The organism is Acidovorax sp. A79 (assembly GCF_041154505.1).
Taxonomy (GTDB): domain Bacteria; phylum Pseudomonadota; class Gammaproteobacteria; order Burkholderiales; family Burkholderiaceae_C; genus Acidovorax.
Window position 1 is genome coordinate 873,453 of the sequence record NZ_AP028672.1, and the last position, 23,115, is coordinate 896,567.

Annotated in this window: 22 protein-coding genes; 3 read left to right on the forward strand and 19 right to left on the reverse strand. The window is 65.6% G+C overall.

The features are described from left to right. Positions 1 to 15: 15 nt before the first annotated feature. From ACAM51_RS03975 to ACAM51_RS04000, 6 genes are all read right to left on the reverse strand, one after another. Positions 16 to 1,053, reverse strand: coding sequence for an amino acid ABC transporter substrate-binding protein (locus ACAM51_RS03975; RefSeq protein WP_218297672.1), 1,038 nt, complete (start codon positions 1,051 to 1,053; stop codon positions 16 to 18). Between the two features lie 26 nt (positions 1,054 to 1,079). Next, positions 1,080 to 1,643, reverse strand: coding sequence for a GNAT family N-acetyltransferase (locus ACAM51_RS03980; protein ID WP_369642786.1), 564 nt, complete (start codon positions 1,641 to 1,643; stop codon positions 1,080 to 1,082). Between the two features lie 88 nt (positions 1,644 to 1,731). Continuing rightward, entirely contained in the window at positions 1,732 to 3,066 is a 1,335-nt protein-coding gene (gene glmM / locus ACAM51_RS03985) for a phosphoglucosamine mutase (RefSeq protein ID WP_218297674.1), read from the reverse strand. Positions 3,067 to 3,159: 93 nt separating this feature from the next. Then, entirely contained in the window at positions 3,160 to 3,990 is an 831-nt protein-coding gene (folP, locus tag ACAM51_RS03990; RefSeq protein ID WP_369642787.1) for a dihydropteroate synthase, read from the reverse strand. 118 nt (positions 3,991 to 4,108) lie between these two features. Beyond that, positions 4,109 to 6,028: an ATP-dependent zinc metalloprotease FtsH gene (ftsH, locus tag ACAM51_RS03995; RefSeq protein WP_369642788.1), complete on the reverse strand. Its 1,920-nt coding sequence runs from the start codon at positions 6,026 to 6,028 to the stop codon at positions 4,109 to 4,111. Between the two features lie 175 nt (positions 6,029 to 6,203). Further along, positions 6,204 to 6,866 carry an RlmE family RNA methyltransferase gene (locus ACAM51_RS04000; protein ID WP_218297677.1) on the reverse strand — a complete coding sequence of 221 codons (663 nt, stop codon included), beginning with the start codon at positions 6,864 to 6,866 and terminating at the stop codon, positions 6,204 to 6,206. 107 nt (positions 6,867 to 6,973) lie between these two features. On the opposite strand from ACAM51_RS04000, the gene ACAM51_RS04005 reads away from it, so the two are divergent. Together ACAM51_RS04005 and ACAM51_RS04010 are read left to right on the forward strand one after the other, a co-directional pair. Beyond that, positions 6,974 to 7,447: a YhbY family RNA-binding protein gene (locus ACAM51_RS04005; RefSeq protein WP_218297678.1), complete on the forward strand. Its 474-nt coding sequence runs from the start codon at positions 6,974 to 6,976 to the stop codon at positions 7,445 to 7,447. Between the two features lie 83 nt (positions 7,448 to 7,530). Continuing rightward, entirely contained in the window at positions 7,531 to 8,235 is a 705-nt protein-coding gene (locus ACAM51_RS04010) for a glycosyltransferase (RefSeq protein WP_369642789.1), read from the forward strand. A 46-nt stretch (positions 8,236 to 8,281) separates the two neighbouring features. On the opposite strand, the gene ACAM51_RS04015 is transcribed toward ACAM51_RS04010, so the two are convergent. The 5 genes from ACAM51_RS04015 to carA all read right to left on the reverse strand — a co-directional run bounded on the left by ACAM51_RS04015 (position 8,282) and on the right by carA (position 14,267). Further along, positions 8,282 to 8,728, reverse strand: coding sequence for a DUF4149 domain-containing protein (locus tag ACAM51_RS04015; protein WP_218341594.1), 447 nt, complete (start codon positions 8,726 to 8,728; stop codon positions 8,282 to 8,284). 11 nt (positions 8,729 to 8,739) lie between these two features. Further along, positions 8,740 to 9,216, reverse strand: coding sequence for a transcription elongation factor GreA (greA, locus tag ACAM51_RS04020; RefSeq protein WP_218297680.1), 477 nt, complete (start codon positions 9,214 to 9,216; stop codon positions 8,740 to 8,742). 179 nt (positions 9,217 to 9,395) lie between these two features. Next, positions 9,396 to 12,641, reverse strand: coding sequence for a carbamoyl-phosphate synthase large subunit (carB, locus tag ACAM51_RS04025; RefSeq protein ID WP_218297681.1), 3,246 nt, complete (start codon positions 12,639 to 12,641; stop codon positions 9,396 to 9,398). Between the two features lie 10 nt (positions 12,642 to 12,651). Continuing rightward, on the reverse strand, positions 12,652 to 13,074 hold the full coding sequence (locus tag ACAM51_RS04030) for a hypothetical protein (RefSeq protein WP_218297682.1): 423 nt from the start codon (positions 13,072 to 13,074) through the stop codon (positions 12,652 to 12,654). A gap of 20 nt (positions 13,075 to 13,094) precedes the next feature. Next, the gene (gene carA, locus ACAM51_RS04035) at positions 13,095 to 14,267 is read right to left on the reverse strand and encodes a glutamine-hydrolyzing carbamoyl-phosphate synthase small subunit (protein WP_369642790.1); all 1,173 of its coding nucleotides are present in this window, start codon (positions 14,265 to 14,267) and stop codon (positions 13,095 to 13,097) included. 286 nt (positions 14,268 to 14,553) lie between these two features. Between carA and ACAM51_RS04040 the strand changes: the two genes are divergently transcribed. Continuing rightward, positions 14,554 to 15,369, forward strand: a complete 816-nt coding sequence (locus ACAM51_RS04040; RefSeq protein WP_218297684.1) for a hypothetical protein — start codon at positions 14,554 to 14,556, stop codon at positions 15,367 to 15,369. Between the two features lie 59 nt (positions 15,370 to 15,428). Here ACAM51_RS04040 and ACAM51_RS04045 read toward each other — a convergent pair whose 3' ends face one another. Genes ACAM51_RS04045 through bamA form a run of 8 tightly spaced genes read right to left on the reverse strand, consistent with a single transcriptional unit; the run spans position 15,429 to position 23,074 of the window. Continuing rightward, complete coding sequence (locus tag ACAM51_RS04045) at positions 15,429 to 16,202, reverse strand: TrmH family RNA methyltransferase (protein WP_369642791.1); 774 nt, start codon at positions 16,200 to 16,202, stop codon at positions 15,429 to 15,431. Between the two features lie 17 nt (positions 16,203 to 16,219). Beyond that, the gene (gene rnhB, locus ACAM51_RS04050) at positions 16,220 to 16,846 is read right to left on the reverse strand and encodes a ribonuclease HII (RefSeq protein ID WP_218297686.1); all 627 of its coding nucleotides are present in this window, start codon (positions 16,844 to 16,846) and stop codon (positions 16,220 to 16,222) included. Continuing rightward, positions 16,812 to 17,975: a lipid-A-disaccharide synthase gene (gene lpxB / locus ACAM51_RS04055; protein ID WP_369642792.1), complete on the reverse strand. Its 1,164-nt coding sequence runs from the start codon at positions 17,973 to 17,975 to the stop codon at positions 16,812 to 16,814. Before lpxB ends, rnhB begins: the two co-directional genes overlap by 35 nt. A 9-nt stretch (positions 17,976 to 17,984) precedes the next feature. Beyond that, positions 17,985 to 18,773 carry an acyl-ACP--UDP-N-acetylglucosamine O-acyltransferase gene (lpxA, locus tag ACAM51_RS04060; RefSeq protein WP_218341591.1) on the reverse strand — a complete coding sequence of 263 codons (789 nt, stop codon included), beginning with the start codon at positions 18,771 to 18,773 and terminating at the stop codon, positions 17,985 to 17,987. A 20-nt stretch (positions 18,774 to 18,793) separates the two neighbouring features. Continuing rightward, positions 18,794 to 19,234 (reverse strand): 3-hydroxyacyl-ACP dehydratase FabZ, encoded by a 441-nt coding sequence (fabZ, locus tag ACAM51_RS04065; protein ID WP_010457855.1) that lies wholly within the window; start codon positions 19,232 to 19,234, stop codon positions 18,794 to 18,796. A gap of 16 nt (positions 19,235 to 19,250) precedes the next feature. Beyond that, positions 19,251 to 20,234: a UDP-3-O-(3-hydroxymyristoyl)glucosamine N-acyltransferase gene (lpxD, locus tag ACAM51_RS04070; protein ID WP_218341590.1), complete on the reverse strand. Its 984-nt coding sequence runs from the start codon at positions 20,232 to 20,234 to the stop codon at positions 19,251 to 19,253. Positions 20,235 to 20,258: 24 nt separating this feature from the next. After that, positions 20,259 to 20,777, reverse strand: a complete 519-nt coding sequence (locus ACAM51_RS04075; RefSeq protein WP_218297690.1) for an OmpH family outer membrane protein — start codon at positions 20,775 to 20,777, stop codon at positions 20,259 to 20,261. After that, positions 20,777 to 23,074, reverse strand: a complete 2,298-nt coding sequence (gene bamA / locus ACAM51_RS04080) for an outer membrane protein assembly factor BamA (RefSeq protein WP_218297691.1) — start codon at positions 23,072 to 23,074, stop codon at positions 20,777 to 20,779. The genes ACAM51_RS04075 and bamA overlap by 1 nt, the downstream gene beginning before the upstream one ends. Positions 23,075 to 23,115: the final 41 nt, after the last annotated feature.

Sequence of the window (23,115 nt, forward strand, 5' to 3'; positions counted from 1 at the left end):
CCCTCCAGGCAACGCTCAGCGGATCGGAAAGGCGTACATCAGGCCCTGCCTGTTCCACAGGTTGTTGAGGCCGCGCGGCAGCGCCAGCGCCGACTTCTGCCCGACGTTGCGCTCGAAGATCTCGCCATAGTTGCCGGTGGTCCTGACGGCGCGCAGCAGCCAGTCGCGGTCCAGGCCGAGCAGCTTTCCGGTGTCTTCCGAGGTCCCCAGCATGCGCTGCACCGCCGGGTGGCTGCTGCTGGTTTTCAGCTGGTCCGCGTTGGCCTGTGTCACGCCCTGCTCTTCGGCTTCGATGAGGCCGTAGATCACCCACTTGACCACCGCGAACCACTCGTCGTCCCCCCGCCGCACCATGGGGCCCAGAGGCTCCTTGGAGATGAGCTCGGGCAGGATGGTGTGCGTTGCCGCGCCTTGCGGAACGCCGCTGCGCAGGGATGCCAGGCCCGAGGCATCGGTGGTGAACGCGGAGCAGCGCCCCGACAGGTAGGCCGACGTTGCCGCGTCCACCTTCTCGAACATCACGGGCTTGATGTCGAGGTCGTGGGCACGGGAATAGTCGGCCAGGTTCTTTTCCGTCGTGGTGCCTGACTGCACGCACACGGTCTGCCCCTTGAGCTGGCGGAGGTTCTTGATCTTGCTCCTGGCCGGCACGATGAAGCCCTGGCCGTCGTAGTAGGTCACGGCCGTCTGGTGCAGGCCCAGCGATGCGTCGCGCGCCAGCGAGAATGTGGTGTTGCGCGAAAGCACGTCCACCTCGCCGGATTGCAGCGCGGTGAAGCGCTGCGGCACGTCCAGCGGCACGTACTTGACCTTCTGGCCGTCGCCCAGCACCGCGGCCGCAAGCGCCCGGCAGATGTCGACGTCCAGGCCCGACCACCGGCCACTGGAGTCCGCGATCGCAAACCCGGCCAGCCCGGTGTTGACGCCGCACACCACCTGCCCGCGCGCCCGGATGCCGTCAAGCGTCTTGCCCGCATGGGCAGCGGGCGCCGCGAGCAACGCCGCCAATGCGGTGGCGCCCACCGCGGCGATCTGGCCCAGAGATGTCTTCATACGGTCTTGTCTCCCGGAAAAGTGATTCAGAGTACCGCGGGTGGCACAGGCCCTGCCCCGTCCAGCATCTTCTGCAGAAACTGCGCCTGTCCCATGCTGGGGTCCAGCGTGTAGGCGGCGAAGCCTTCCCGTTCGTACGCGCGCAGGGCGCTGCGGTTGCCCGAAAGCACTTCCAGCGTGAGCTTGCAGGCACCCCGCTCGCGCGCCAGCGCCTCCACCGACTGCAGCATGCGCTGGGCAACGCGGTGGCCGCGCCAGCCGGGGGCCACCACCACGTCATGCACGTTGACCAGGGGCCGGCAGGCAAAGGTCGAAAAACCCTCCAGGCAATTGACCAGCCCCACGGGCACCTCGCCGTGCGGCGCCGCGGCGTCGGCCGCCCATGCGATCACGCTGAAAGCCTGGGGCCTGCGCCGCAAGGCTTCGGGCAGGCCGCGCAGGACCTCGGCGCTGAGCGGCGCGCCTCCCCCCGCCACGTCCTTCGCATAGCTGTCGAGCAGTTCGACCAACGCCCGGGCTTGGCGGGCATCGCCATAGTCCACGCGCCGGACGGTGATGGGAGTGAGAGCATCGGTGGTGGTGGAAGGCATCAGCAACGGTTCCAGGCTGGCGGCAAAGACAGCAGCGTAGCCGATCGCACGGCGCGCCCCACGGTGGCGATGGCGCGCGGCGTCACCATCAGCCGGCACGGGCCGCGTCGGCCAGCTTCTGCGCACACGCGCTGGCCTGCTGCGCATCGCGCGCCTCGACCATCACGCGCAGCAGCGGTTCGGTGCCGCTCGCGCGGATCAGCACCCGGCCCGTGGCGCCCAGCTCCTGCTCCACGGCGCGGGTGGTCTCCTCCAGGCGGCGGTTGGACTTCCAGTCCTGCCCGGGCGCCAGGCGCACATTGAGCAGCACCTGGGGGTAGAGCGTGATGTCCGCCAGCAGTTGCGCCAGCGTGCGCCCGCTGCGCACGCTGGCCTGCAGCACCTGCAGCGCGCTCACCAGGCCGTCGCCGGTGGTGTGGCGGTCCAGCGCGAGCAGGTGGCCCGACCCCTCGCCGCCCAGCACCCACTGGTGCCGCGCCAGCTCTTCGAGCACATAACGGTCACCCACCTTGGCGCGCACAAACTTCACGCCCCGGGCCTGCAGCGCCACCTCCACCGCCATGTTGGTCATCAGGGTGCCGACGACGCCGGGCACATGCTCGTCACGGCCCATGCGGTCCGACGCCATGAGGTACAGAAGCTCGTCGCCGTTGTACAGCCGCCCGGTGGCATCCACGATCTGCAGCCGGTCGGCATCGCCATCAAGCGCGATGCCGTAGTCGGCGCGGTTGGCGCGCACGGCGCGCACGAGCGCGTCAGGGTGGGTGGCGCCCACCTCGTGGTTGATGTTGAGACCATCGGGCGAGCAGCCAATCGACAGCACCTCGGCACCGAGTTCGTGAAAGACCTTGGGCGCCACCTGGTACGCCGCGCCATGGGCCGCGTCCACCACGATCTTGAGGCCCTTGAGGGTCAGGTCCTGCGGGAACGTGCTCTTGCAGAACTCGATGTAGCGGCCCGCGGCGTCATCGAGCCGGCGCGCCTTGCCCAGGCTGGCCGAGTCGGCCCACACCGGGGGCTCTGCCAGGGCGGCTTCGACCGCCTGCTCCCAGGCGTCGGGCAATTTGGTGCCCTGGGCGCTGAAGAACTTGATGCCGTTGTCGGGGTAAGGGTTGTGGCTGGCACTGATGACGACCCCCAGGCTCGCGCGCTGGGCACGGGTCAGGTACGCGACACCCGGGGTCGGCAAGGGGCCCAGCAGCACCACGTCCACGCCGGCGGAATTGAAACCCGACTCCAGCGCACTCTCCAGCATGTAGCCTGAAATGCGGGTGTCCTTGCCGATCAGCACCGTGGGCCGGTCCTCGGCCCTGCGCAGCACGCGCCCGACGGCATGGGCCAGGCGCAAGACGAAATCCGGGGTGATCGGAGGTTGCCCGACGGTGCCACGGATACCGTCGGTTCCAAAGTATTGGCGCGTCATGTTCTGGTGTCTCCTCGTGTGAATCTCTCGTTGTTTATTAATATGTGGATGCGGGCCGCCCGGCATGCTGCCCTCTCCTTGCAGCGCCCGGCCTCAACGCTCTCGCTGCATGGCGCTCCACACCGCCAGCGCCGACACGGTTTCTCGCACATCGTGCACGCGCACCACGGAAGCCCCGCGCTCCACGGCCAGCACGGCCGCGGCCACGCTCGGAACCATGCGCTGCTCCACCGCCAGCCCCGTCGCGGCCCCCAGGGACGACTTGCGCGACCAGCCCGCCAGGAGGGGGTAGCCCGCGCGCAACAATGCAGGCTGATGGGCCAGCAGCGCAAAATTCTGCTCCGGCGTCTTGCCGAATCCAATGCCAGGGTCCAGCACGATCCGGGTATTCTTGACCCCCAGCGCTTGCAGATCAAGCGCTGACTGCTGCAAGAACAATAGCACCTGCCGGACCACATCCCCCTGCATGGGGGCCGCTTGCATGGTCTGGGGGTCACGGTGCATGTGCATCAGGCACACGCCGCACTGCGGGTGCGATGCCACAACCTGCGCCGCGCCTGGCTGGCGCAGCGCCCAGATGTCGTTGACGATGTCGGCGCCAAGGTCCAGCACCGCGCGCATGACCTCGGGCTTGTAGGTATCGACGGAGACCGGGGCGCCCAGGGACACCGCGTCCCGCACCAGGGGCATCACGCGCGTGAGTTCTTCGTCCAGGGGCACCGCGGGGCTGCCGGGCCGCGTGGACTCACCCCCGATATCCAGGATGTGCGCCCCGTCCTTGAGCAGCTGCTCACAATGCCGCAGGGCCCCCGCCGTGGAGCCATGGCGTCCGCCATCGGAAAACGAATCCGGCGTGGCGTTGACGATCCCCATGACGCGGGGCTCGGAAAGATCGATCGAAAAGCGGGAGGTCTGCCAGAGCATGGTCCGTGGGGAAAAGAGATAGGGGTGTGCCGCCGCGAGGATCAGCAAGGGGACCAAACAGACCATGAAAAACGGGGCACAAGGCCCCGTTGGAACGGCTGGAACTGCAACGGGCTCCTCAGGCTGCCGAAGGCGCGGTGTCCGTTGCCACGGCGGGCGTGCCGCCGCTGGAATTGTCGCCGCCCGAGGGAGGCGTGCGGGGCGTCCAGTCCTTCGGAGGACGGGGCTCCTTGCCTGCCATGATGTCGTCCAATTGCTCGGTATCGATGGTCTCCCATTCGAGCAGGGCCTTGGCCATGGCGTGCATCTTGTCGCTGTTCTCCTCGATCAGGCGGCGGGCGAGGTTGTACTGCTCGTCGATGATGCGGCGCACTTCCATGTCGACCTTTTCCATGGTCTGCTCGCTCATGGTCGTGGTCTTGGTGACCGAGCGGCCCAGGAACACCTCGCCTTCGTTTTCCGCATAGACCATGGGGCCCAGCGCATCCGTCATGCCGTAGCGGGTGACCATGTCGCGGGCGATGTGCGTGGCGCGCTCGAAGTCGTTGCTGGCGCCGGTGGTCATCTGGTTCATGAACACTTCCTCGGCGATGCGGCCGCCGAACAGCATGCTGATCTGGTTGAGCATGTATTCGCGGTCATAGCTGTAGCGGTCCTGTGCGGGCAGGCTCATCGTCACGCCCAGGGCACGGCCACGGGGAATGATGGTGACCTTGTGCACCGGGTCGCACTTGGGCAGCAGCTTGCCGATGAGCGCGTGGCCGGACTCGTGGTAGGCCGTGTTGCGGCGCTCTTCCTCGGGCATGACCATGCTCTTGCGCTCGGGGCCCATGAGGATCTTGTCCTTGGCCTTCTCGAAGTCCTGCATCTCCACCGTGCGCGCATTGCGGCGGGCGGCCATCAGGGCGGCTTCGTTGCACAGGTTCGCCAGGTCGGCACCGCTCATGCCGGGCGTGCCGCGCGCGATGATGCCGGGGGCCACGTCCTGGCCGATCGGGATCTTGCGCATGTGCACGTTCAGGATCTGCTCGCGGCCGCGGATGTCGGGCAGCGTCACGTAGACCTGGCGGTCGAAGCGGCCGGGGCGCAGCAGGGCGGCGTCCAGGATGTCGGGGCGGTTGGTGGCAGCCACCACGATCACGCCCAGGTTGGTCTCGAAGCCGTCCATCTCGACCAGCATCTGGTTCAGGGTCTGCTCGCGCTCGTCGTTGCCACCACCGAGGCCGGCACCGCGCTGGCGGCCCACGGCGTCGATTTCATCGATGAAGATGATGCAGGGGGCGTTCTTCTTGGCGTTGTCGAACATGTCGCGCACACGGGCCGCGCCCACGCCGACGAACATTTCCACGAAATCGGAGCCCGAGATGCTGAAGAACGGGACCTTGGCTTCGCCCGCGATGGACTTGGCCAGCAGGGTCTTGCCGGTGCCCGGAGGGCCCACCAGCAGCAGGCCGCGCGGAATGCGGCCGCCCAGCTTCTGGAACTTCTGTGGGTCTTTCAGGAAGTCCACGACTTCCTTGACTTCTTCCTTGGCTTCGTCGCAGCCCGCCACGTCCGCGAACGTGACCTGGTTGTTGTTCTCGTCGAGCATGCGCGCCTTGCTCTTGCCGAAGCTGAAGGCGCCGCCCTTGCCGCCGCCCTGCATCTGGCGCATGAAGTACACCCACACGCCAATCAGCAGCAGCATGGGGCCCCAGCTGACCAGCAGGGTCATGAGCAGGGAGCCTTCTTCGCGGGGCTTGACGTCGAACTTGACGTTGTTGTTGATGAGATCGCCCACGAGGCCGCGGTCCAGATAGGTCGCGGTGGTGCGGATCTTTCGGTCGTCGTTGGTGATGGCCACGATCTCGGTGCCGCCCTGGCCTTCCTGGATGGTTGCGCTCTTGATGCGGTTGCTGCGGACTTCCTCGAGGAATTCCGAGTAGCCGACGTGGCCTGCGCTGGCGCCGGCACGGGTGTCAAACTGTTTGAACACCGTGAACAGCACCATGGCGATAACCAGCCACACGGCAATTTTTGAAAACCACTGATTGTTCAAGCGGGGCTCCAGTTGCAGGGAACAGAAAACGGACACACTGCCGTCATGGCACGCATGTGCGGCCCATTTTAGGTCTTTCAAGCCACCCAGCCATCCCTATTCCCCCTAGCCGCCATGGAAACAGCACGGGCTTTACGGGCGAATTTCACGGATTCATGACCTGGGGCAAGACCTTTCAGGCGGCCTTTTTGAGGCCCATTCCCACCAGGAAGGTCTCCGAAGATTTGTCGCGCGACGCCTTGGGCTTCAAGGGCTTGACCACCTTGAAGGTCTGCTTGAACAGCGTCACCAGATCGCTGTACCCGCCGCCGTGGAAGAGCTTGACCACCAGCGCACCGTCCGGTTTCAAATGGTTGCAAGCGAAATCCACCGCCAGCTCCACCAGGTGGGCGATGCGGGCCGCATCGGCCGATCCGATGCCCGAAAGATTGGGCGCCATGTCCGACACCACGACATCCACCGCGCGGCCACCGAGCGCCTGCTCCAGGCGCTCGAGCACCTGCGCCTCGCGAAAATCGCCATTGAGGTAGGTCACCCCCTCGATGGGCTCCATGGGCAGGATGTCCAAGGCGATGATGGTGCCATTGAGCTGCCCCGCCGCCGCACCCGAGGGCGACATGCGCCTGCGCAGGTACTGGCTCCATGCGCCGGGCGTGGAGCCCAGGTCCACCACCGTGTAGCCGGGCTTGATGAGGCCCAGCTGCTCGTCGATCTCCTTGAGCTTGTAGGCCGCGCGCGCGCGGTATCCCTCTTTCTGGGCCAATTTGACATAGGTGTCGTTGACGTGGTCGTTCAACCATGCCTTGTTGACCTTCTTGCTCTGGGTTTTGACTTTCATACGGCTCCATTGTCTCTCGACAATCGGCACAGCCGATTGGACACAAGGCCCATTTCGCGCGGCGACGCGAAGGCACCCCGCAGCGGGCCGCAGACATAATACGGCCCATGCCTCAAATTCAACTGACTCCCGCCGAGCGCCGGGAACAACGCGCCAATGCCCACCACCTGGACCCCGTCGTCCTGATTGGCGGCGATGGCCTGACCCCCGCCGTCAAGAAGGAGATCGACGCCGCCCTGAATGCCCACGGGCTGATCAAGGTGCGTGTTTTCAATGACGACCGCGCGGCCCGCGAGCTGATGTACCAGCAGATCACGGCCGACCTCAACGCCGCCCCCATCCAGCACATCGGCAAACTGCTGGTGCTCTGGCGCCCTCAGCCCGTCAAGGAGCGCGTGGTCGATGAAGACCGGATGCCGGGCCCGCGCGACGTCAAGGTGCTGAAGTTCAGCAAGCGCGGCGGCCAGCGTCCCGAAATCAAGCAGCTGCGCGTGCTGGGCAACCAGCGCCTGACCTCGGGCGGCCAGATCAAGCGCGCCAAACCCAAGCAAAAGTCGATCAAGAAGCGCCAGGCAGACTGATGATCCCCCCCGCAGTCTCTGCAGTACCTGCAGCTTCTGCAGCGCCTGCCGGCAGGGCCGCCCACGCGCGCCACATCCTCTGCATGAAGTGGGGCACGAAATACGGCCCCGAATATGTCAATCGGCTGTACGCGATGGTTCGGCGGCACCTGCGTGGTGACTTCCGCTTCGTCTGCCTGACCGACGACAGCGCCGGCATCCGCAGCGAAGTGCAGTGCTTGCCCATCCCCGCGCTCGATCTGCCACCCGGCATTCCCGAGCGGGGCTGGACCAAGCTGGCCACCTTCAGCCAGGACCTGCACGGGCTCCGCGGCACGGCCCTGTTCCTGGATGTGGACGTGGTCATCACCGGCAGCCTGGACGATTTTTTCACCCAGCCGGGCGAATTCCTGATCATCCATGACTACAAGCGCCCCTGGCGCGTCACGGGCAATTCATCGGTCTACCGGTTCGAACTGGGGGCGCACCCTGACGTGCTGGCACACTTTCGCGCCCACTTCGCAGAAATCCGCGCGCAGTTCCGCAACGAACAGGCCTACCTGTCGGACTTTCTGCACCGGCAGGGCAAGCTGCAGTACTGGCCCGCAGCGTGGTGCCCGAGCTTCAAGTACCACGGCATACCGCCATGGCCCACCAACTACTGGCGCGCGCCGTTCGTGCCGCCCGGTGCGCGCATCGTGATCTTTCACGGGGAGTGCAATCCACCGGACGCACTGGCGGGACGGCGCAACCGCCGCTTTCGCTACATTCGCCCCGCCAGCTGGGTGGCGGAACACTGGCACGAGTAGTCGGCGCAGGCGCTGGCGCTGGCCGAGCCGCCGCGGTGTATGCGCTTCAGGCTCCGGCGGAGCCGCCCCCGGCGGGCGCCTGAGGGTCGTGGCGAAGCGTTTGCCACAGCACGGCCAACGCACAGCACCATTGCAGCGCGTACATCACTGTTCCCACGCTGTGCCACACGCGCAGATCCTGCCGCGCCACGATGCGCGGTGCCACGCCAAACTGCGTGAGCAGTGCCAGCAGCATGCCGCCCAGTATGAAAACCATAGCAGCTTGCGCCCATGGGTGCTGCGCTACAGCCTGCCTGGGCCTGGAGACCAGCAGCAGCACCAGGCAGCAGGCCACCGCCACCCAGGTCTGTGCCGCAAACAGCCTGGCCGCCATGTTGCCCGCCACCGTCGGCGACGGGAGGTGGGCAAACAGCATGGGCACGACCAGAAAGCCGATGGTGGTCAGGCTTCCCCACCACAGGGCGGCCACCAGGGCAGGAAGGCGATGGAGCATGCCGCGCCTGTTCACTGGTAGCTGACCGCCACCACCTCATAGCGGCGAACGCCGCCGGGCGCCAGCACTTCGGCGGTATCGCCCTCTTCCTTGCCGATGAGCGCACGGGCGATGGGGCTGGAGATATTGATCAGGCCCTGCTTCAGGTCGGCCTCGTCCTCGCCCACGATCTGGTACTTCACGGTGTCGCCAGACTCTTCATCCTCCAGCTCGACCGTGGCGCCAAAGACCACCTTGCCGCCGCCGTCGACGGCGCTGGGATCGATGACCTGCGCGACCGAGAGCTTGCCCTCGATCTCCTGGATGCGGCCCTCGATGAAGCCCTGGCGGTCCTTGGCGGCGTCGTAGTCGGCGTTTTCGCTGAGGTCCCCCTGCGCACGCGCTTCGGCGATCGCCGTGATCACCGCGGGCCGTTCCACGGTCTTGAGGCGGTGCAACTCTTCCTTGAGCTTTTCAGCGCCGCGCTTGGTAATCGGAATGGTGGCCATTCTGTCGAGTCTCCATAAGTCAAAACGGTGAAAGCGCCAAGGCACTTCCACCGGTCAGTCACCACGTCACGCCCGGCTGTGCCGGACTTCGTGAATGGCAAGTCTACAAAAGGAAACCGCCGCACGTTACCGCGCGGCGGTGTCTGGTCAGGCGAAGATTATGCCGCTTTTGCCGGGGCTCAGGCCACCAGCTGGGCGTGCAGCTCCTGCACCGAGTACACGTCGAGCTTGTCCAGGTACTTCATGCCCTCCACGGCTGCCTCGGCGCCAAAGATGGTCGTGAAGGTGGTCACGCGGGCCAGCAGCGACGAGGTGCGAATCGCGCGCGAGTCTGCAATCGCGTTGCGGCGCTCTTCCACCGTGTTGATGACCATGACGATCTCGTTGTTCTTGATCATGTCCACGATGTGCGGACGGCCTTCCGTGACCTTGTTGACCACCACCACCGGGACGCCCGCCTCGGCAATGGCTGCAGCGGTGCCTTTGGTCGCCACCAGGTCAAAGCCCAGCGCCACCAGCTGGCGGGCAATGTCCACCGCGCGGGGCTTGTCATTGTTCTTCACCGTGAGGAACACCTTGCCCGACGTCGGCAGCTTGGTGCCCGCGCCCAACTGGCTCTTCACGAAGGCTTCGCCGAAGGTCTTGCCCACGCCCATCACCTCGCCGGTGGACTTCATCTCGGGGCCGAGGATGGTGTCCACGCCAGGGAACTTGACGAACGGGAACACGGCCTCCTTCACGCTGAAGTAGGGCGGCGTCACCTCCTTGGTGATGCCCTGCGAGGCCAGCGTCTGGCCGGCCATGCAGCGCGCGGCCACCTTGGCCAGCTGGATGCCCGTGGCCTTGGAGACGAACGGCACGGTGCGCGAGGCACGGGGGTTCACTTCCAGCACGTAGATCACGTCCTTGCCGTCCACTTCCTGGATGGCGAACTGCACGTTCATCAGGCCCACCACGTTCAGGCCTTCGGCCATGGCCGCGGACTGGCGCTTGAGTTCATCGACCGTGGCCTGCTTGAGGTAGTACGGCGGCAGCGAACAGGCGGAGTCGCCCGAGTGCACACCGGCTTGTTCGATGTGCTCCATCACGCCACCGATGAAGGTCTTGCCCTCGGGATCGCGCAGGCAGTCCACGTCGCACTCGATGGCATCGTTCAGGAAGCGGTCCAGCAGCACGGGCGAGTCGTTGCTCACCTTCACGGCCTCGCGCATGTAGCGCTCCAGGTCGCGCTGCTCGTGCACGATTTCCATCGCACGGCCGCCCAGCACATAGCTGGGGCGCACCACCAGCGGGTACCCCAGGGCGGCGGCCTTTTCCAGCGCCTCGGCCTCGGTGCGGGCCGTGGCATTGGGGGGCTGGCGCAGCCCCAGGTCGTGCAGCAGCTTCTGGAAGCGCTCGCGGTCCTCGGCGGCATCGATCATGTCGGGGCTGGTGCCGATGATCGGCACGCCCTCGGCTTCGAGGCCCAGCGCCAGCTTGAGCGGCGTCTGGCCGCCGTACTGCACGATCACGCCAGTGGGCTTTTCCTTGTCCACGATTTCGAGCACGTCTTCGAGCGTGAGGGGCTCGAAGTACAGGCGGTCCGAGGTGTCGTAGTCCGTGGACACGGTTTCGGGGTTGCAGTTGACCATGATGGTCTCGTAGCCGTCCTCGCGCATGGCCAGCGCGGCGTGCACGCAGCAGTAGTCGAACTCGATGCCCTGGCCGATGCGGTTGGGGCCGCCCCCGAGCACCATGATTTTCTTGTTGTTGGTCGGCTCGGCCTCGCACTCGTCCTCGTAGGTCGAGTACATGTAGGCGGTGTTGGTCGCGAATTCGGCGGCGCAGGTGTCCACGCGCTTGTACACCGGGCGCACGTTCAGCGCGCGGCGGGCTTCGCGCACGGCTTTTTCCGTCGTCTTGAGCAGCTTGGCCAGGCGGCGGTCCGAGAAGCCCTTCTTCTTGAGCGAGCGCAGCGTGCCGGCATCCAGGCTGGCCAGTGCCGCATCGCCCTTGTCCACGGCCAGCTGGTCCAGCTCCAGTTCGATCTTCACGATCTCTTCGATCTGCACCAGGAACCACTTGTCGATCTTGGTGAGGTCGTACACCTCGTCCACGGAGAGGCCCATGGCGAACGCATCGCCCACGTACCAGATGCGCTCGGGGCCGGGCTCGCCCAGCTCCTTTTCGAGCACCTCACGGTCCTGGGTCTTCTCGTTCATGCCGTCCACGCCCACTTCCAGGCCGCGCAGGGCCTTCTGGAAGGACTCCTGGAAGGTGCGGCCCATGGCCATGACCTCGCCCACGGACTTCATCTGCGTGGTCAGGCGGCTGTCGGCCGTGGGGAACTTCTCGAACGCGAAACGCGGGATCTTGGTGACCACGTAGTCGATGGAGGGCTCGAACGACGCGGGCGTGGCGCCGCCGGTGATCTCGTTCTTGAGCTCGTCGAGCGTGTAGCCCACGGCCAGCTTGGCGGCGACCTTGGCGATCGGGAAGCCGGTGGCCTTGGATGCCAGCGCGGACGAACGCGACACGCGGGGGTTCATCTCGATGACGATCATGCGGCCGTCCTTCGGGTTCACCGAGAACTGCACGTTGGAGCCGCCCGTGTCCACGCCGATCTCGCGCAGCACCGCCAGGCTGGCGTTGCGCATGATCTGGTATTCCTTGTCGGTCAGCGTTTGCGCGGGGGCCACGGTGATGGAGTCGCCCGTGTGCACGCCCATGGGGTCGAGGTTCTCGATGGAGCAGATGATGATGCAGTTGTCCGCCTTGTCGCGGACCACTTCCATCTCGTACTCCTTCCAGCCGAGCAGCGACTCCTCGATCAGCAGCTCGTTGGTGGGCGAGGCTTCCAGGCCGCGCTTGCAGATGGTCTCGAACTCTTCGGGGTTGTAGGCAATGCCGCCGCCCGTGCCGCCGAGCGTGAAGCTGGGGCGGATCACGGTGGGGAAGCCCACGCTCTTCTGGACGGCCCAGGCTTCGTCCATGCTGTGGGCGATCCCTGAGCGCGCGGAGCCCAGACCGATCTTGGTCATGGCGTCCTTGAACTTCAGGCGGTCCTCGGCCTTGTCGATGGCTTCGGGCGTGGCGCCGATCAGCTCGACCTTGTACTTGTCGAGCACGCCGTTGTGCCACAGGTCCAGTGCGCAGTTGAGCGCGGTCTGGCCGCCCATGGTGGGCAGGATGGCGTCGGGGCGCTCCTTGGCGATGATCTTCTCGACCGTCTGCCAGGTGATGGGCTCGATGTAGGTCACGTCGGCCGTGGCCGGGTCGGTCATGATCGTCGCGGGGTTGCTGTTGATCAGAATGACCTTGTAGCCTTCCTCGCGCAGGGCCTTGCAGGCCTGCACGCCGGAGTAGTCGAACTCGCAGGCCTGGCCGATGATGATCGGGCCGGCGCCGATGATGAGAATGCTTTTGATGTCTGTGCGTTTTGGCATGGTGCGTCGATCAGTCGATCGTGGGTTCGGCTGCCTGGGGGCTGGGGGTCGGGGCAGAGGCTGCTGCGTCCGATGGCGGGCGCCGCTCGGTCAACTTGGCAAGCAGCGCCTGGGCCCGTTCGGGAGGAAGGTTCTTCTGCATCAGCTGCAGCAGGCCGTCGCCCTGGATCAGCGGGCGCAGGACCTCTTCTTCCGCGTCATAAAACGTCACTTCCCATTCCTGCAGCAGCTCTGCGAAGGCGGCATCGTCCAGGGTCTTGCCCTTGGCCACCAGCGTGACGAGGGGCATGGCCTTGTTCTCGACGAACGCCTTCTTGTAGGGCTTTTGCGCCCAGCGTTCCGTGAACCACTCGCGGTGGGGCGATGGCAGGGTCAGGACACGCTTGTGGATCGCCTTTTCCAGCGATGCGAGGGGAAAGCTGAACAGTTTCATGGCGCTATTCCTTCCCGGGTTCAACCGGCTTTCGCCGCGCGCATGGCATCGGTGAATCGGTCGAAAAGGTAGGCGATGTCGTGCGGCCCGGGGGAAGCCTCAGGGTGGCCCTGGAAGCAAAATGCCGGCTTGTCCTTGTGGACCAGCCCTTGCAGCGTGCCGTCGAACAGGCTGATGTGCGTGGCGCGCAGGTTGGCAGGCAGCGATTCCATGTCCACCGCGAAACCGTGGTTCTGGCTCGTGATGCTCACGCGGCCGGTGTCCAGGTCCTTCACGGGGTGATTGGCCCCGTGGTGGCTGTGGGTCATCTTGAAGGTCTTGGCGCCGGCGGCCAGGGCCATGATCTGATGACCCAGGCAGATGCCGAACGTGGGCACGCCGCTGTCCACGATGGTGCGGGTGGCGGCAATGGCGTAATCGCAGGGCTCCGGATCGCCGGGGCCGTTGGACAGGAACACGCCATCGGGCTTGAGTGCCAGCACATCGGCGGCGGGCGTCTTGGCAGGCACCACGGTGACCTTGCAGCCGCGCTCGGCCAGCATGCGCAGGATGTTCTTCTTCACGCCGAAGTCGTATGCCACCACATGGAACTGCGGCCCCGCGAGTTCGCCGTAGCCCGAGCCCAGCTTCCACTCGGTCTGCGTCCACTCGTAGCGCGACGCCGTGGTCACCACCTGGGCCAGGTCCAGCCCGGCCATGTTGGGGGCGGCCTTGGCCTTGGCGATGGCTTCGTCGATGAGCGCCTGCGTGACCGGCTGCCCGGCGGCCAGTCCGATGATGGCGCCGTTTTGCGCACCCTTGCTGCGCAGCAGGCGCGTGAGCTTGCGGGTATCGATGTTGGCGATGGCCACGGTGTTCTCGCGCACGAGGTACTGCGAGAGCGTTTCCGTGGAGCGGAAGTTGCTGGCCAGCAGGGGCAGGTCCTTGATGATCAGGCCCGCGGCATGGACCTTGTCGGCTTCGATGTCCTCCACGTTGACGCCGTAGTTGCCGATGTGCGGATACGTCAACGTGACGATCTGCTGGCAGTAGCTGGGGTCGGTGAGGATTTCCTGGTAGCCGGTGATCGCGGTGTTGAACACCACTTCGCCGACGGTGGCGCCGGTGGCACCAATCGAATTGCCGATAAAGACCGTGCCGTCTGCGAGCGCCAGGATGGCGGGCGGGAAATTTCCCTGTAGAGACAAAAGCACTGGGTTCTCCGGATGGTTACGGTCGCCCGGCGCCTGCAGGCCACTCGTGCACGCAAAGGTACGCAAGTGCCGGTGGCTGCTCTCAGATGGGTTGTTGCTTTGGGTGCGGTCGGGCGACGCTGTTGCGAGAAAAGCTCCCGATTATACCCATCGCGGCGCATTCACTCACAAATGCATGCCTTGCATAACCTTGTTACGTAAGCAAGTGTTCCAGGCATTTCAGGTGACAACGGTCCGCCTAGACTTCGGCCGACGCCTCCCGCCACTCCCACAGAGAACCCTCCCGATGCGCACTTTTCTCCGCCCTCTTGCCCTTTCCCTGGCCGGCCTGTGCGCCGCCGTGGCCGCCCAGGCCCTGGAACTGGCCAGGTACCCCCAGGTCTTCGTGGCCCCCCAGGGGGTGGAAGTGGTGCTGGCGCCCAGCGCGGATGGCAAACAGGCCCTGGTGCGCGTGAGCGGCATCAACGATCCCATTGACCAGGTCGTGTTCCTGAGCCAGCTGGAGCAACAGGGCTCCGCGCGGGAGGTCTATGCCACCCGGCTCGACGGCCGCAGCTACGGCCTGCTGCAAAAGCAGAGCCACGCCTATCGCCACGGCGAGCAGTATGTGGTGTACCTGCCCGGCAAGCGCGACGGCCTGCCGCTGTCCTTCAGCGAGGAAAAGAGCAAGGCCTTCAAGCTGGCGGACCTGCAGGCGAGCTACCAGAGCCAGCAAAAGCAGGGCGTGCAGGAAAAGCTGGCCCGCTTTGACCGCAGCAAGCGCCTCGCGGGAGCGCAGGCCGAGCTGGCCAGGGCCGACCAGGAAGCCTCCGCGGCCTGCGGCACGCCGGTGAAGACCACGGTCGACTGGAGCACGATCGATGACGAGAAGCTGCAGACCCTGAGCATCGGCAGCTTCTGCGGCGTGGTGGCCTCGGAGCTGGACTCCATGTGCCGCAACACGCCCGCCTTCAAGAGCACTGCGTCCGGGCTGGGCCAGGTGCAGTGCAGGTTCGCGCCACAGCTCAAGATCCGCGTGGAAAACCAGCAGGTGCTGTTCAGCACCGAGAAGGATGCGCCCAACCAGGGCGATTTCGTGCGCCAGTTCCTGCGCAACCTCTAGAAAAACGGGAGAAGGCGGGCCTTCCGCGGCCCCCCGGAGCCGGCTGCGAAGGGAGGTGTTCAGCGCCCGGCGCCGCTCGCATGCAGGCAGATCGCCGCCGCCGCCGCGACGTTCAGCGACTCCTCGCCGCCGGGCTGCGCGATGCGGATGCGCATCGCAGCCCGCTCCTCCAGCACGGCGGAGACGCCCTGCCCTTCATGGCCCATGACCCATGCGCAGGGCCAGGGCAGCGCGGCCCGGTGCAGCCAGTCCCCGGCGTGCGAACTGGTCACCAGCATGGGCACCTTCAGGGACTGGAGTTCGCCGTGCTCCACGCCTTCGATCAGGTCCAGCGCGAAATGCGCGCCCATGCCGGCGCGCAGCACCTTGGGGGACCACAGGGCGGCGCTGCCCTTGACGGCGACCACCTGACGAAATCCGAATGCCGACGCGCTGCGCAGGATGGAACCCACATTGCCGGCGTCCTGCACCCGGTCCAGCACGACGGTGGCGGCGTCCGTGCGCCATGCGGCGGCAGCGGGCAGATCGATGATGAAGCCCATGCGGGCAGGCGACTCCAGACCGCTGATGTCGGCAAACAGGGCATCGGCGAGCACTATGGTTTTCATAGCTGCCTGCGCCCATTCCACTTGCGCCTGAGGCCAAAAAGACTCGGAAAATACCGCGATCGATGCCCGCTGGCCCCGTTCCAGGGCGGCGCGGCAGAGGTGGTCACCCTCCAGCCACACCCTGCCCTGCTTGCGGTAGGCGGTGGTGTCCTGCGCGAGCCGGCGCAGTTCCTTCACGAAGGTGTTGTCCCGCGAATGGATCGCGGTGATGGACGGAGAGGTCATGGGGCGAGCAGGTTCCGTCAGGCAAGCAGGCTCTGCGCCACGGGCGCAAAGGAACGCCGGTGATGGACGCAGGCCCCGTGCTCGCGCAAGGCGGCCATGTGCACCGCGGTGCCATAGCCCTTGTGGCCGGCAAACCCGTACTGCGGAAACTCTTCATGCACCTGCACGCACCAGCGGTCGCGGTGCACCTTGGCCAGGATGGAGGCGGCCGAGATGGCCGGCACCAGCGCATCGCCCTTGACGATGGCCTCGGCCTGGATGCCCAGCGTGGGCAGGCGGTTGCCATCGACCAGCACCATGACGGGCTTCAGGCGCAGCCCCATCACGGCCCGCCGCATGGCCAGCAGCGTGGCCTGCAGGATGTTGAGCTGGTCGATCTCTTCCACGCTGGCCTCGGCAATGCTGCAGCACAGCGCCTTGGCACGGATTTCGTCGTAGAGTTTCTCGCGCCGGGCAGGCGTGAGCTTCTTGGAATCGGCAAGGCCGGCGATCGGATTGAGGTCATCCAGGATGACCGCGGCCGCCACCACGGGCCCCGCCAGCGGGCCGCGGCCCGCCTCGTCCACGCCGGACACAAGACCCGGCGGGTGCCATGGCAGGCAGGCCTGTTCAGGCAGCTGGGTGAAGGATTTTCTGGATCGCATCGGCAGCCAGTTGGGGGGTATTGCGTTGCAGGCTTTCGTGCAGCGCCGTAAAGCGCTGCTCCAGGGCCGTGATTTTCTCAGGATTGTGCTGGCGCGCATCCAGCCATTGCAGCGTTGCCGCGCAGAGCGCCTGGGGTGTCGCGGCATCCTGGATCAGCTCGGGGACCACGAATTCTCCGCAAAGGATATTGGGCAGCCCCACCCAGGGCTGCAGCTGCTTGCGGCGCATGAGCCACCAGCTCAACGGGTGCATGTGGTAGCCGATGACCATGGGACGCTTGAACAGCGCCGCCTCCAGCGTCGCGGTGCCGCTGGCGATCAGCGTGGCGTCGCAGGCGGCCAGCACGGCATGGGACTGGCCGGACACGATCTGCACCGCCCCACCCAGACCCGCGGCCCGTGCCGCCTGCACGATGCGCTCCCGCAGCGCCGGGACGGCAGGAACTATCAATTTAGTAGCTGGACGCGCTTTCAGGACAAGCGCTGCAGCCTCAAAGAAAGGCTGCGTGATGTAGGCGATCTCCGAGGAGCGGCTGCCCGGCAGAATGGCCAGCACCTCGTCGGCATCCTGCAGGCCGAGCTGGGCGCGGGCGGCAGCGCGGTCCGGCACCATGGGAATCACGCCGGCAAGCGGGTGGCCCACATAGGTCGCCGCAATGCCGTGCCGCGCCAACAGCTCGGGCTCGAACGGAAAGATGCACAGCACGTGGTCGGCGCTGCGGCGTATCTTCTCGACACGGTCCGCGCGCCAGGCCCAGATCGACGGGCACACGAAGTGCACGGTCTTGACGCCCGCGGCACGCAGGTCGGCCTCCAGCTTCAGGTTGAAGTCAGGCGCATCCACGCCGATGAACACGTCCGGACGCTCCTTGAGCAGCCGCTCACGCAGTTGCTTGCGAATGCCCAGCAGTTCGCGCAGGCGGCGCAGCACCTCCATGCTGTACCCATGCACGGCGAGCTTCTCGCTGGGCCACCAGGCGGCAAAACCCCGGCGCTGCATCTGCGGGCCACCAATGCCGCAGGACTGCAGGCCCGGCCAATGGGCCTGCATGCCGTCGATCAGCAGGCCGGCAAGCAGGTCGCCGGAGGTCTCGCCCGCCACCATGGCGACGCGGGGGGAAGCCTTCATCATTGCCCCTCAGCGCGCGATGCCGCGCGTGGAGGTATCCAGGAAACCCAGCATCATGGCGATGTCGGGCGCAGCCTCCGGATGGGCGGCTGGCAACTCGGCCACGCCTGCGCGTGCGGCCTCCAGTGTCAGCCCCTGGCGATAGAGCAGGCGGTGCATCTGCTTGATGCCCGCCACACGCTCTGCCGAGAAGCCCCGGCGGCGCAGCCCGACGATGTTGAGGCCGCGCAGCGCCAGCGGATTGCCGTCGGCCAGCATGAAGGGGGGCACATCCTGCGACACGGCGCTGGCAAAGCCGACCATGGCATGGGCACCGATCGAGACGAACTGGTGAATGCCGGTGAGCCCGCCGATGGTGACCCAGTCGGCAAGGTGCACATGGCCTGCCAGCGTGGTGTTGTTGGAGAGCGTGGTGTGGTTGTCAACGCGGCAGTCGTGCGCGATGTGGGTGTACGCCATGATCCAGTTGTCGCTGCCCACGCGCGTGATGCCGCCGGCTCCCGGCACACCGAGGTTGAAGGTGCAGAACTCGCGGATCACGTTGCGGTCGCCGATGACGAGTTCGGTCGGCTCGCCCGCGTACTTCTTGTCCTGCGGCACGGCACCCAGCGATGCGAACTGGAAAATGCGGTTGTCGGCCCCGATCGTGGTGCGCCCTTCGATCACGCAGTGCGGCCCCACCGTGGTTCCCGCCCCGATCACCACGTCGGGACCAATCACCGCGTAGGGCCCCACCGTGACCGTGGGATCCAGACTGGCGCCTTGCGCGACTATGGCCGTGGGATGAATATTGCTCACGATCTGCAAGTCTGAGCGGATCAACCCACGCTGCGCATGGTGCACATGAGTTCGGCCTCGCAGGCCACTTCCTCGCCCACGCTGGCCACGCCCTTGAACTTCCAGATGCCGCCGCGCACGCGGTCGATCGTGATGGAGAGAATCAGCTGATCGCCCGGCTCCACCGGCCGCTTGAAGCGCGCGCCATCGATGCCGACGAAGTAGTAGATGTTGTTTTCATCGGGCACCTTGCCCATCGCGTCGAACGCCAGCAGGCCGGCGGCCTGCGCCAGGGCCTCGAGGATCAACACACCCGGCATCACCGGGCGCCCTGGAAAGTGCCCCATGAAATAAGGCTCGTTGAACGTCACGTTCTTGATCGCCTTGATGCGGGTGTTGCTCTCAAGCTCGATCACTTTGTCCACCAGCAGGAACGGGTAGCGGTGGGGCAGTTGCTTGAGAATTGCGTGGATATCCATCATCGAGTTGTTCTTCCGTTCATGCTGCTTTCAGAGCTTGCTCCAGCGCCTTGATGCGCTCTCGCAAGCTGTGCAGTTGTTTGAGTGTTGCAGCGTTTTTTTCCCAACGCGCATTGTCGTCGATGGGAAACATGCCCGTGTATTGCCCAGGCTGGCTCAAAGAGCGCGTGACCACCGTGGCGGCAGAGATGTGCACGTTGTCCGCCATCTCCAGATGGCCCAGCACGATGGCGCCGCCGCCCACGGTGCAGTGCGCGCCAATGGTCGCGCTGCCGGCCACGCCCACGCACCCCGCCAGGGCAGAGTGCTTGCCGATGCGCACGTTGTGCCCGATCTGGATCAGGTTGTCGAGCTTGACGCCGTCTTCGATGACGGTGTCCAGCAGCGCACCACGGTCGATGCAGGTGTTGGCGCCGATCTCGACATCGTCGCCAATGTGCACGGCCCCCAGTTGCTCGATCTTGACCCACTGCCCGTTCTCGGGCGCAAAACCAAAGCCGTCGGCGCCGATCACCACGCCGGGGTGCACGATGCAGCGCGCGCCGATGCGGCAGCCCTCGCCCACCGTGACACGGGACTTGAGCACGGTTCCTGCGCCAATGCGCGCACCGCGTTCCACCACGCACAGGGGACCGATGGTGGCGGTGGCATCGACCTGCGCCGACGGGTCCACGACCGCGCTCGCGTGCACACCGCCCTGCACTGCGGGGGCATTGAGCCGGCGCCAAAGCTGCGTGGCCCGCGCGAAGTACACGTAGGGGTTGTCCGCCACGATGCAGGCGCCACGGGCCAGGGCGGCATCGCGCATGGCAGGCGCCACAATGACACAGGCCGCCCGGGAGGCGGCCAGTTGCTGTTGGTAGCGGGGGTTGCTCAGGAAACTGAGGTCTCCCGGCCCTGCAACCTCCAGGGGCGCGATGCGGGAAATGACGGCATCCCGTGCCGCACCTCCTTCCAGCGAGCCACCGAGCGCATCAACTATGTGCCCGAGAAGCAAGCTCACGCGCCACCTGTCCAGCGCTGGGGCTTACTTGCCGGCAGCGGCATTCAGCGCCTTGATCACCTTGTCGGTGATGTCGTGCTTGGGGTTGATGTAGACGGCCTCCTGCAGGATCACGTCGTACTTCTCCGCCTCTGCCACCTGCTTGACCACCTTGTTCGCACGTTCGAGCACCTGGGACAGTTCCTCGTTCTTGCGGGCGCTCAGGTCTTCCTGGAATTCGCGGCGCTTGCGCTGGAATTCACGGTCCTGGTCCACCAGCTGGCGCTGGCGGGTGGTGCGCTGGCTTTCAGCCATCGTGGGAGCTTCGCGTTCGAACTTCTCCGTGGCGGTCTTCAGGGTGTTGCCCATGTCCACCAGTTCTTTCTCACGGCGGGAGAATTCCTGCTCCAGCTTGGCCTGTGCAGCCTTGGCGGTGCTGGCCTCGCGGAAGATGCGGTCGGTGTTGACAAACCCGGCTTTGAACTCTTGCGCTTGTGCAGGCGCTGCGATGGCAAGCGTGCCAAGCAGCAGGGCCAGAGAGATATGGCGAGAAAAGGATTTCATTAGAAAGACGTTCCAATCTGGAATTGCAGTTTCTGGATTCTATCGCCGGCGAACTTGCGCACCGGTTGCGCAAAGGCCAGGCGCAACGGACCCAGCGGGGAAATCCAGCTCAGGCCCAGGCCGACGGAGGAACGCATGTCACTGAAAGTAACTTTTTCGTTCTCTCCGTACACATTACCCACATCAAAGAAGGTGAATACACGCAGTGTCCGGTCGTTGCCCGCGCCCGGGAATGGTGCGATCAGCTCCGCGTTCAAGGTGACCTTCTTGGGCCCCCCCAACGACGCGCCCGTCACGTCACGCGGCCCCAGCGTACCCTGGTCGAAGCCGCGCACGGAGCCCAGCCCACCCGAATAGAAGTTCTTGAACACGGGGAACGGCCTGCCGTTCATGCCCTTGCCGATGCCCACCTCGCCGTTGAAGGCGATGGTGAAGCGCTTGTTCAGCGGCACGTACTGCTGGTACTGGTAGTTGGCCCGCACATAACGGGCATCCCCCGCCACCGACCATTCTGAATTGAGGCGCTGATAGCGGCCGGAATTCGGCGCCAGAGCGCTGTCGCGGTCGTCCCGCGACCAACCGATCGTCAAAGGAATGGAGGTGCTGCTGTAGCCAAACTGGTCGGCATAGGCCAAGTAGGTGGCGGGAATGTTCGTACCCGCCTTGATCTTGGTCTGCTCCAGCCCCCCACCAAAGAACACGGTATCGGTTTCACTGAACGGAACACCGAATCGCACCGACGTTCCGGTGGTCACCAACTCGTAGTTGCCGCCCTGGTCTTCGTAGGGCTTGTCCGTGCGGTAGTACACATCCAGCGTGCGCGAGATGCCTTCCGGCGTGAAGTACGGGTTGGTGGTGCTGAACACCAGCGTGCGACGGTACTTGCTGGTGTTGACATCGATGCCCAGGTAGTTGCCGGAACCAAAGATGTTTTCCTGCTTGATGCCGAACGACAGCGACACCTTTTCGGCGCTGGAGAAACCCACCCCCATCTGCAGCGAGCCCGTGGGCTTTTCCGCCACGTTGATCACGAGGTCCACCTGGTCGGGGGAACCCGGCACTTCCTGGGTTTCCACATTGACTTCGGTGAAGAAGCCCAGGCGGTCCACGCGGTCGCGCGACAGGCGGATCTTCTCGCCGTCGTACCACGAGGCTTCGTACTGGCGGAATTCACGGCGGATCACTTCATCGCGCGTGCGGTTGTTGCCGCTCACGTTGATGCGGCGCACATAGGCGCGGCGCGAGGGTTCGGCCTGCAGCACGAAGGCGACCCGGTTGTTTTCGCGATCGATTTCGGGCACGGCTTCCACGCGCGCGAAGGCGAAGCCAAAACGCGAGAAATACTCTGAAAACGCCTTGGTCGTTTCCGTGACCTGGTCCGCGTTGTAGGGCTCGCCCGCGCGGATGGTGACCAGGGACTTGAACTCGTCTTCGCGGTCCAGGTAGTTGCCCTCCAGCTTGACGCCCGAGACCACGTAGCGCTCGCCTTCCGTCACGTTGACGGTGATGGAGATGTCCTGCTTGTCGGGCGAGATGGCGACCTGCGTGGAGTCGACCCGGAACTCCAGATACCCGCGCTGCAGGTAGTACGAACGCAGCGTCTCCAGATCGGCATTGAGCTTGGCGCGCGAGTAGCGGTCCGACTTGGTGTACCAGCTGAGCCAGCCCCCGGTGTCCTGGTCGAACAGGCCTTTGAGCGTGGATTCACTGAAGGCCTTGTTGCCGACGAGGCGCACTTCCTTGATGCGGGCAGGCTCGCCCTCGACCACGGTGAAGGTCAGGTTGACGCGGTTGCGCTCGATCGGCGTCACGGTGGTGACGACCTCGGCGCCGTACAGGCTCTTGTTGATGTACTGGCGCTTGAGCTCCTGCTCGGCGCGGTCCGTCAACGCCTTGTCGTAGGGCCGGCCCTCGGTGAGTCCGACATCGCGCATGGCCTTCTTGAGCGCGTCCTTGTCGAACTCGCGCGTGCCGGCGAAGTCAACGTCGGCGACGGTGGGCCGCTCTTCCACCACCACCACCAGCACGTTGCCGGCCGCCTCCAGGCGCACGTCCTTGAACAGGCCCAGTCCGAAAAGAGCGCGGATGGCCGCGGCGCCCTTCTCGTCGTTGTAGTCGTCACCAACCCGCAGCGGCATGGAGGCAAACACGGTGCCGGGCTCCACGCGCTGCAGGCCCTCGACGCGGATGTCCTGCACCTTGAAAGGCTCCAGAGCCCATGCCGCATTAGCGGCAAAAATCATGGCTGCAACGGCCGATGCGGTACGCACGCCCAGGCGATTGATGTGTTTTTTCATGAATGAAGCTGGAGCCGCAGTTGCAGGGCAAGCGCGGCAAA